This window comes from Neobacillus dielmonensis, assembly GCF_000612665.1.
GTDB classification, from domain to species: Bacteria; Bacillota; Bacilli; order Bacillales; family Cytobacillaceae; genus Neobacillus; species Neobacillus dielmonensis.
Genome location: NZ_HG942057.1, coordinates 57,737 through 65,079, shown reverse-complemented (window position 1 = coordinate 65,079; position 7,343 = coordinate 57,737). Strand labels below are relative to the sequence as shown.

At 42.9% G+C, this 7,343-nt stretch carries 7 protein-coding genes; 5 read left to right on the top strand and 2 right to left on the bottom strand.

Features of this window, described 5'->3' with window-relative positions:
• Positions 1-143: 143 nt before the first annotated feature.
• Positions 144-1,061: a nuclease-related domain-containing protein gene (locus BN2425_RS10460; RefSeq protein ID WP_042458707.1), complete on the bottom strand. Its 918-nt coding sequence runs from the start codon at positions 1,059-1,061 to the stop codon at positions 144-146.
• Positions 1,062-1,233: 172 nt separating this feature from the next.
• On the opposite strand from BN2425_RS10460, the gene BN2425_RS10455 reads away from it, so the two are divergent.
• Positions 1,234-2,160 carry an ABC transporter ATP-binding protein gene (locus tag BN2425_RS10455; protein WP_042458704.1) on the top strand — a complete coding sequence of 309 codons (927 nt, stop codon included), beginning with the start codon at positions 1,234-1,236 and terminating at the stop codon, positions 2,158-2,160.
• Positions 2,153-3,103: an ABC transporter permease gene (locus tag BN2425_RS10450; protein WP_042458701.1), complete on the top strand. Its 951-nt coding sequence runs from the start codon at positions 2,153-2,155 to the stop codon at positions 3,101-3,103. The genes BN2425_RS10455 and BN2425_RS10450 overlap by 8 nt, the downstream gene beginning before the upstream one ends.
• A 39-nt stretch (positions 3,104-3,142) precedes the next feature.
• Here BN2425_RS10450 and BN2425_RS10445 read toward each other — a convergent pair whose 3' ends face one another.
• Positions 3,143-4,411 (bottom strand): replication-associated recombination protein A, encoded by a 1,269-nt coding sequence (locus BN2425_RS10445; protein WP_042458698.1) that lies wholly within the window; start codon positions 4,409-4,411, stop codon positions 3,143-3,145.
• 156 nt (positions 4,412-4,567) lie between these two features.
• Here BN2425_RS10445 and cymR point away from each other — a divergent pair, with 156 nt between their 5' ends.
• The 3 genes from cymR to mnmA are packed head-to-tail and all read left to right on the top strand — an operon-like array spanning position 4,568 to position 7,331.
• Entirely contained in the window at positions 4,568-4,987 is a 420-nt protein-coding gene (cymR, locus tag BN2425_RS10440; protein WP_042458695.1) for a cysteine metabolism transcriptional regulator CymR, read from the top strand.
• Between the two features lie 45 nt (positions 4,988-5,032).
• Positions 5,033-6,175 carry a cysteine desulfurase family protein gene (locus BN2425_RS10435; protein ID WP_042458722.1) on the top strand — a complete coding sequence of 381 codons (1,143 nt, stop codon included), beginning with the start codon at positions 5,033-5,035 and terminating at the stop codon, positions 6,173-6,175.
• 37 nt (positions 6,176-6,212) lie between these two features.
• Entirely contained in the window at positions 6,213-7,331 is a 1,119-nt protein-coding gene (mnmA, locus tag BN2425_RS10430) for a tRNA 2-thiouridine(34) synthase MnmA (RefSeq protein WP_042458691.1), read from the top strand.
• The last annotated feature ends 12 nt before the right edge of the window (positions 7,332-7,343 follow it).

Below are 7,343 nucleotides of genomic sequence, written 5' to 3'. Positions count from 1 at the left end.
AGAACAGGGAAATGAGCAGGCTAGGGTCACGTAGAGGCATAAGTGAAAAAAGCGGGTTAAGGTCACGTAGAAGTTCTACGTGACCTTAACGCTATTTAGCAATAAAAGCTAACCTCACCTTCATCTAATTTACAAATTTCTAATTATTCAAAGTAAAACCATCTTCCATATCCAATAGCTTTATACTGTTTTAGCAGAATCCTCCTAATCATCTTCTTAGAAGGAAAAACCCCACACCACTCATAAACAAGATTCGTTGTAATCCTCATCTCAGGAAACAACAGCCTTATCTCCTCCACGTTCCGTACCACAGCCGCCTCAATACTCTCATGCTCGCCACAAACATGACAGACCAGTTCATCCTCCACCACCGTTACCATATACGAGTCACATTTCACACAACAAGATCCTTTTTTCATCGCACCAAAGCTATATTGAGGCAAACTGGTGAAAGGCGTCTCTTTTATGTGCCGGGCCGCCAATTCGGCTGCTACTTTCTTGTGCTGGTTGCCTAGCGTGGAAGGTATCTTGTTTAACTGGTCCATAAAACGATCTAACTGGTTAGGATAAATAATAGGTTTGTTTAGGGGGGCTTGATAAAGAGTAAAATGAGGATTCACAAAGACAACATAACCTTCCAGAGGAAGCTGAACTCCAAGACTTTTGAGCAAGGAATGTAATAATTGCTTACTTCGTTTTAACTGGTCTAAGGGATTCTTCATATCTTTGTCTGTTAATATCATCGTGAAGGTTTCTTTATCAGGATAGTAGCAACAATCGCCGTCTTGGTTTTTAATCTCAATGGGCATGATTGATTTTTGATAAATCAGCAAGGTGTCAATTTGAAAGAGGGAGTTATTATGCTTGAGGAGTAAATCATTTAACACATATACATCACATTGAAGCTTTTCTGTTAACCGGTCAAACAATACCTCGCCTTCATAGCCTTTTTGAACATACAAATAGGCTTTTTTTTCCTCTGGGGTCAACGCCATTCTCTTGTTTAACAATCTCATTTTTCTTAATTCCAATGACTCCGTTCGAGGTTTATATAGCTCCATATTCCACACCCTTTCATAGTCTGATTTTATTTTATAAAAAAACTGCCAAACGTTTACAAAAGGTCCATGAAATTTTTGTTAACGTTTTATTTTTTGTGAAATTTACCTGAAAGATGCCGGCCAATAAGGTACACTTGTAAAGGAGATATTTGGTAAAGAGAGGAGAACAATCTTGGAGCCTATTGTCGAACTTAAAAATGTAACAAAAGTAATTAAAGGAAGAACGATTATTGACAAGATCAGTTTCCAGGTCAACAAAGGAGAGGTGTTCGGGTTCCTAGGACCCAATGGTGCCGGAAAAACCACTACTATCCGGATGATCGTCGGTTTAATGGCCATCACCCAAGGAGACATCACCATCGGCGGCTCCAGCATCAAAACAGGGTTTGAGGATGCAGTCCGCCATATCGGAGCCATTGTCGAAAACCCGGAAATGTACAAGTTTTTGACAGGCTATCAAAACCTTATCCATTATGCCAGAATGACAACTAACGTCACCAAACAGAAAATAGCAGAAACCGTTGAACTTGTTGGATTAACCGACCGGATTCATGACAAAGTCAAAACCTATTCCCTTGGTATGAGGCAGCGTTTAGGATTGGCTCAGTGCCTGCTGCATGAACCGCAGGTATTAATCTTGGACGAGCCAACCAATGGATTGGACCCAGCGGGCATCCGTGAAATCCGGGATTATGTACGCCGTCTCGCCCGCGAAAAAGACATGGCTGTCATTGTTTCCAGTCATTTGCTCTCAGAAATGGAAATGATGTGCGACCGAATCGGCATTATCCAGGACGGCCGGCTAATCGACGTTCAGCAAATAAAGGAATTTGTCCAGGCAAGCGGTACCGCCTTCGAATTAGAAGTCACGCCAGCCGAAAAAGCCGCAGTCATCTTGCAGCAGCATTATCCTGAAGCAAGGCCCACCTATTCCCGTGATGGGGTTACCATCGCATTGCCTAAACAAGAAATACCATCATTAGTGAAGCTTTTAGTGGACCAAGAGATACATATTTTTGGGATAAAAGAAGCGGGAAAAACATTAGAGGACCGTTTCCTTGAAGTGACAGGGGAAAAGGGGGCAGCGGGCCGTGGTTAATTTAATTAAAAATGAGTGGATGAAAATTTTTAGACGTCCCGGTACCTTTGTCATGATCGCCTTACTCATCGTGATTACCTGCGTCATTGCGTTGTTTTTTAAATCGCAAGAGGACACAAATAATGGAGCAGTCGAAGCAAATTGGGAGCAAACGCTGAAAGAAGAAAATATGGCGCTGGATCGTCAAATGAGTCAGAGCCAATCGAAAATTGAAAGAGATTTATTTAAAAAGCAAATTGCCATTAATGGTTACCGAATTGAGCACCACATCCCGCCAAGAGAAAAATACAATGTATGGTCATTTGTTAAAGATGCCTCTGAATTAATTACTCTAGCTGGCTTGTTTACTATTATTGTGGCTGCCAGTATTGTGGCCAGTGAATTTAACTGGGGAACCATTAAGCTATTGCTGATTCGGCCGATTAACAGAATGAAAATCTTGCTTTCCAAATACTTAACGGTTCTACTGTATGCTTTATTTATGCTGGGAATATTGTTTGTTTTCTCGGGCACTCTTGGGGCTATTTTATTTGGATTACCGTCAGATCCCCAGCCATATTTGAATTACTACAATGGAAAAGTGGCTGAGCAAAATATTGTCATTCATTTGCTAATTTACTATGGTTTGAATTCCATTAGTATGGTTATGCTCGTGACGATGGCATTTATGATTTCATCTGTATTCCGGAACAGCTCTTTGGCGATTGGTTTATCGTTATTTCTATTGTTAACGGGCGAACAAATAACAAGCTTGTTGGCGCTTAAATTCAGTTGGGCCAAATACATCCTATTTGCCAACACGGATTTAATGCAATACATCGAAGGGACACCTATGTTAGAAGGAATGACGATGCCATTCTCTATTCTAATGCTATTGCTCTATTTTGCCTTATTTCTATTTTTCTCTTTCTATGTTTTCAAGAAACGGGATATCGCCGCATAAACAACAAGAAAGGTGTCAGGAATAATTCCTGACACCCTTCTATTGGCGGGACAGCCGTTCATAAACAGTCGCCAGCGCTTGTTCAAATTTGCCTGTTTTTTTCGGCTGATAGTATTGCTTGTGTTTAATTCGGTCAGGCAGATACTGCTGCTTGACCCAGCCGTTTTCGTAGTCATGGGGGTATTTGTAGTCAATCCCTCTGCCAAGCGCTTTGGCCCCTTTATAATGGGCGTCCTTTAAGTGGTCTGGCACTTCTCCGCCGATGCCTTTTTGAATGTCACTAAGGGCAGTATCAATCGCCATAATCGCAGAGTTCGATTTTGGCAATAAACAGAGCTCAATCACGGCGTTTGCAAGTGGAATCCTCGCTTCGGGAAACCCGAGCCGTTCGGCTGTTTCAATTGCTGCGAGTGTCCGGGCTCCGGCTTGTGGATTCGCAAGGCCAATGTCCTCATAGGCAATGACGATCAACCGGCGGCTGATACTAACCAGGTCACCTGCCTCAATTAACCGGCCAAGATAATGGAGGGCGGCATTCACGTCACTGCCACGGATTGATTTTTGAAATGCCGAAATGACATCATAGTGGGCATCTCCGTCTCGGTCCGCCGCTATGCTTTTCTTTTGCAAACATTCTTCTGCTGTTCGAACATCTATATGAATGACATCCTGTTCATCCGGGTCAGTCGATAGAATCGCTAACTCTAACGCATTTAACGAGCTGCGGACATCTCCGTTTGAGCCCTGGGCAAAGTGTTGTAAGGCTTCGTCAGAAACTTCAACATTTAATTTTCCAAAGCCGCGCTCCTCGTCTTGAAGGGCCCGAAGTAAGACGGTTTTGACGTCATCCGGGGACAAGGGCTTCAATTCAAATATTTGACAGCGGCTGCGGATGGCCGGATTGATGGCGTGATACGGGTTGCTCGTGGTTGCCCCAATCAACACAATCATGCCATTTTCTAGGTAGGGCAAAAGAAAATCCTGCTTGGCTTTATCTAGCCGATGGACTTCATCAAGTAGAAGAATCACTTTTCCCGACATTTTGGCCTCTGCGGCGACAATTTCCATGTCCTTTTTATTATTTGTAACCGCATTGAGCGTCCGAAATGCATATTTCGTACTGCCGGCAATGGCACTGGCAATCGAGGTTTTACCGATGCCTGGAGGTCCATATAAAATCATCGAAGTCAGCTGTTTCGCTTTTACCATTCTGGCAATGATTTTTCCCTCACCGACAAGGTGCTCTTGACCGGCCACTTCTTCAATGGTCCGCGGCCGCATCCGGTATGCTAATGGTTTTTGCTGCATCCTACATCTCTCCAACATTTTAAGAAAATTACCTATTTCTACAATACCATTTATTTAGCAAAAAGCATATTAGGGAAGAATATGATATAATTCTTAATGCCTATCAAATTACTAAGGATAACATTGATGTTTATATATATGAAATGAGGTGCACGTATGAAGATATCTACCAAAGGCCGTTATGGCTTGACGATTATGATTGAACTTGCCAAGAATTTCGGCGAAGGGCCTACATCCCTTAAAGCGATTGCTCAGGCCAATAATTTATCAGAGCATTACCTAGAGCAGCTAATCGCGCCGTTACGTAATGCCGGATTAGTAAAAAGTATCAGGGGAGCTTATGGTGGTTATATTTTAGCCAATGAACCAGCCAAGATTACAGCTGGCGATGTGATTCGCGTGTTAGAAGGTCCCATCATTATTGTAGAGGGAATTGAAGATGAAGAAGCTGCCCAGAAAGAGCTTTGGATTAGAATTCGCGATGCCATCAGAAATGTATTGGACAACACAACGCTTGAGGATTTAGCCAACCATAGCACGGATTCTGAGCCGGAAGGTTATATGTTTTATATTTAATGTGAAAAATGATACTGGTGAATTTTGTTGAATGAAGGTGTAACAATGGACCGAATCTATCTTGACCATGCGGCTACCTCTCCGATGCATCCGCAGGTCATTGAAAAAATGTTGGAAGTGATGAACACCACCTTTGGGAATCCTTCTAGTATTCACTCGTTTGGGAGAGAAGCGCGTCATTATATTGATTTGGCGCGTGCAGCAATGGCTGATAGCATTGGTGCAAAGGAAAACGAGATTATTTTTACAAGTGGCGGAACAGAAGCAGATAACATGGCGTTATTTGGTGTGGCTGAAAGTTATCAGCAGAACGGCAAGCACATCATTACCACCCAAATTGAACACCATGCCGTCCTTCATGCCTGCGAAAAGTTAGAAAAAATGGGCTTTGAAGTGACCTATTTACCTGTTGATGTGACAGGGAGAATCTCCATCCAGGATCTCCAAGCTGCATTAAGAGATGACACAATCCTCGTATCTGTTATGTACGGAAACAATGAAGTCGGAACCATTCAGCCAATTAAAGAAATTGGCCAGCTGCTAAAGGATCATCCTGCTAAATTTCATACCGATGCCGTTCAGGCCTATGGCGTTGAAAAAATTGACGTGAATGAGTGCATGATTGATTTATTGTCGGTTTCTGCTCATAAAATTAATGGACCAAAAGGAATCGGGTTTCTTTATGTACGTTCAGATGTCAAAGTGGCGCCGCGGTTTTTTGGCGGTGAACAGGAGCGGAAACGGCGGGCTGGTACAGAAAACGTTGCTTCCATCGTCGGGTTCCATGAAGCGGTTCAGATCGCAGCCAAGGAAATGGAGAGCAAGCGGCAAAAGTTTATCAGCTACAAAGAACTTCTTATAAAAACTTTAAAGGAACAAGACATCGAGTTTTATGTGAACGGATTTCTTGAAAATTCCTTACCGCATGTATTAAACTTAAGCTTTCCGGGAACGAATGTCGAAGCTATGCTGGTGAATTTGGATTTAGCAGGTATTGCGGTTTCCAGCGGGTCTGCCTGCACAGCCGGTTCCATCGAACCTTCCCATGTGCTAGTGGCGATGTTTGGAAAAGATTCTGATAAAATCACTAATTCAATTCGTTTTAGTTTTGGCTTTACGACAACAACCGAAGAAATATTAAAGGCAGCTGCAGAGACAGCTAAGGCTGTGCAGCGCCTTACAAAATAAATCCAGAACCATTCCAGCTAAAGTGAGGTGAACGGGAATGGAAGCAAAAGACCCAAAAAATACCCGCGTGGTAGTTGGGATGTCCGGAGGAGTGGATTCCTCTGTTGCGGCCCTTCTTTTAAAACAACAAGGATACGATGTCATCGGTATCTTTATGAAAAACTGGGACGATACTGATGAAAACGGCATCTGTACTGCCACAGAAGATTATAATGACGTCATTCGGGTCTGCAACCAAATCGGCATTCCTTATTATGCGGTCAATTTTGAGAAGCAATATTGGGACAAGGTTTTTACCTATTTTCTCGATGAGTATCGGGCAGGAAGAACGCCAAATCCTGATGTGATGTGCAATAAAGAGATCAAATTTAAAGCCTTTTTAGAGCATGCGATGAATTTGGGAGCGGACTATCTGGCTACCGGTCATTATGCAAGGGTTGAGTACCGCGACGGCGAATATAAAATGCTGCGCGGAATAGATGACAATAAGGACCAAACTTATTTCCTAAACCAGTTATCCCAAGAACAAATCAGTAAAGTGATGTTCCCAATTGGCGGCCTTGAAAAACCAAAGGTTAGAGAAATTGCTAAACAGGCTAATTTGGCAACAGCCACGAAGAAAGACAGTACTGGTATTTGCTTTATCGGTGAACGGAATTTTAAGGAATTCCTTGGGCAATATCTTCCGGCGCAGCCTGGGAATATGGAAACCTTTGACGGAGATATAAAGGGCCGTCACGAAGGCTTGATGTATCACACCATCGGGCAGCGTCATGGCCTGGGAATTGGTGGTTCGGGTGAACCTTGGTTCGCCATCGGAAAGGATTTAGAACGAAATGTCCTGTATGTGGGGCAAGGATTTCATCATGAAAAGTTATATTCCGATTCGATTATTGCAACCAATGTAAGCTGGATGTCAAATGTACAGAAGTCTTCAGAATTTGAATGCACAGCGAAATTCCGTTATCGCCAAGAAGATCACAAGGTTAAGGTTCAATTGCTGGAGGACGACAAAGTAAGAGTCATTTTCCACGAACCAATCCGTGCCGTTACTCCAGGGCAAGCAGCTGTTTTTTACAATGGGGATGAGTGCCTTGGCGGCGGAACTATTGACGAAGTTTATAAAAATAATGAACGTCTAACATATGTTGGATAAGAAGTGCCCTGT

Coding starts and splice junctions, on each gene's coding strand:
- BN2425_RS10460 (WP_042458707.1), bottom strand. CDS start 1,061: ATGGAGCTATATAAACCTCGAACGGAGTCATTGGAATTAAGAAAAATG.
- BN2425_RS10445 (WP_042458698.1), bottom strand. CDS start 4,411: ATGCAGCAAAAACCATTAGCATACCGGATGCGGCCGCGGACCATTGAA.
- cymR (WP_042458695.1), top strand. CDS start 4,568: ATGAAGATATCTACCAAAGGCCGTTATGGCTTGACGATTATGATTGAA.
- BN2425_RS10435 (WP_042458722.1), top strand. CDS start 5,033: ATGGACCGAATCTATCTTGACCATGCGGCTACCTCTCCGATGCATCCG.
- mnmA (WP_042458691.1), top strand. CDS start 6,213: ATGGAAGCAAAAGACCCAAAAAATACCCGCGTGGTAGTTGGGATGTCC.